The 1765-nt window shown below is 67.3% G+C and carries 1 protein-coding gene and 1 pseudogene; one reads left to right on the top strand and one right to left on the bottom strand.

Features of this window, described 5'->3' with window-relative positions:
* Window positions 1–999, top strand: a pseudogene (locus tag GVN21_RS20290) (calcium-binding protein); the annotation flags it as partial.
* Between the two features lie 22 nt (window positions 1000–1021).
* On the opposite strand, the gene GVN21_RS20285 reads toward GVN21_RS20290, so the two are convergent.
* On the bottom strand, window positions 1022–1765 hold a 744-nt coding region (locus tag GVN21_RS20285; protein WP_166576551.1), incomplete at its 5' end, for a DUF885 family protein.

Below are 1765 nucleotides of genomic sequence, written 5' to 3'. Positions count from 1 at the left end.
AATGTCCTCGACGGCAACGGCGGAGCCAACAGCCTGAATGGCGAAGGCGGCAACGACCTGATCAAGGGCGGCGCCGGCGCCGATATCCTCAACGGCGGGGCCGGCGTCGACCAACTGCTCGGCGGCATCGGCGCGGACAATCTCGACGGGGCCGATGACAATGACCGGCTGGAGGGCGGGGACGGCAACGACACCATCCTGGGCGGGGCCGGCAACGACATCCTCGACGGCGCGGCCGACAACGATACCCTCACCGGCGGGACCGGTGCCGATCAACTGCTCGGCGGCGCGGGGACCGACACCCTGGACGGCGGAGAGGGTAACGACACGCTCGACGGCGGGACCGGCGCCGACGCCATGACCGGCGGCCTGGGCGACGACATCTTCCTCGTCGATGACGCCGGCGACACCACCATCGAGGCGTCGGGTCAGGGGATCGACCAGGTGCGCGCAAGCATCAGCCACACCCTGGCCGCAGACATCGAAACCCTGACCCTTCAGGGAGTCGCCGATCTGAACGGAACCGGCAACGCGCTGGCCAACACCCTGAACGGCAACAACGGGGCCAACATTCTCGACGGGGCCGCCGGCAATGACCTGCTCAAGGGCGGCAACGGAAATGACGTCCTGATCGGTGGAACGGGCGCCGACATCCTCTCCGGCGGAGCCGGCGGCGATAGCTTCGCCGTCCGACAGGAGTCCGTCTTCTCCAGCCTGGTCCCCGGGGGCCGTGTTCTGGAGGTCGATACGATCAGCGACTTCTCGACGGCGGGGGGCGACTACCTCGACCTGTCGGTGATCGACGCCATCGCCTCGACGGGAGCGGATGATGCCTTTGTCCTGGTCGGGGCGTTCAGCGGCGCAGCCGGCCAGATGACCCTGACCTTCGGCGGCGGGACCACCACCCTGCGTCTCGACACCGATGGCGACGGCCAGGCCGACTACCAGTTGAAGATCAACGGAGACGTCCGCGCCGACAGCGGCGGCTGGCTGCTGTAGCCAGCCGCCGCCGGGGCAAGGGTCAGCCCTTGGTCCGGGCGATGTAGCCGCCGACCACGTCCTCCAGCACCTTCAGCGGTACGCCGCCGGACAGCAGCACGGCGTCATGGAACTTGCGGATGTCGAACTTGCCGCCCAGCGCCTTCCTGGCCCGCGCCCGCTGTTCCAGGATGGTGATCTTGCCGACCATGTAGCTGCAGGCCTGGCCCGGCCAGACGCAGTAGCGTTCGATCTCCGTAATCGCGCCGCTTTCCTGGTCGCCGATGTTGTCGACGTAGTACTTCACCGCCTGCTCGCGGCTCCAGCCATAGAAGTGCATGCCGCTGTCGACCACCAGGCGCACGGCGCGGAACATGGCGTCGTGGATCATGCCGGCCTCGTCGAGCGGTTTGCCCTTGTACATGCCCATCTCCACCGCCAGCTCCTCGGCATAGAGACCCCAGCCTTCGCTGTAGCCCGAGAAGCCGATGATCTTGCGGATCAGCGGCAGGTCGCCGGCCTCGTTATTCAGCGCCAGCTGCAGGTGGTGACCCGGAATGGCCTCGTGGTAGGTCAGGGTCGGCAGCACGAACTTGGGCTGCTCGGCCGTGTCGCGCAGGTTGATCCAGTAGATTCCCGGACGCTTCCCATCGAGCGAGGGCGAGTTGTAGTAGCCGCCTGGCGCCCCGGCCTCGATCGCCTTGGGCACACGGCGGATTTCCACGGGCGCCTTTGGCAGTTGGCCGAAGTACTTCGGCAGCAGCGGGGTGATCTCCTTCACCTGTTC

Origin of the sequence: Caulobacter sp. SLTY (assembly GCF_009905535.1) — a bacterium.
Lineage (GTDB): Bacteria > Pseudomonadota > Alphaproteobacteria > Caulobacterales > Caulobacteraceae > Caulobacter.
The sequence above is the reverse complement of the archived record's forward strand: the minus strand, read 5'-3'. Positions and strand labels throughout refer to the sequence as shown.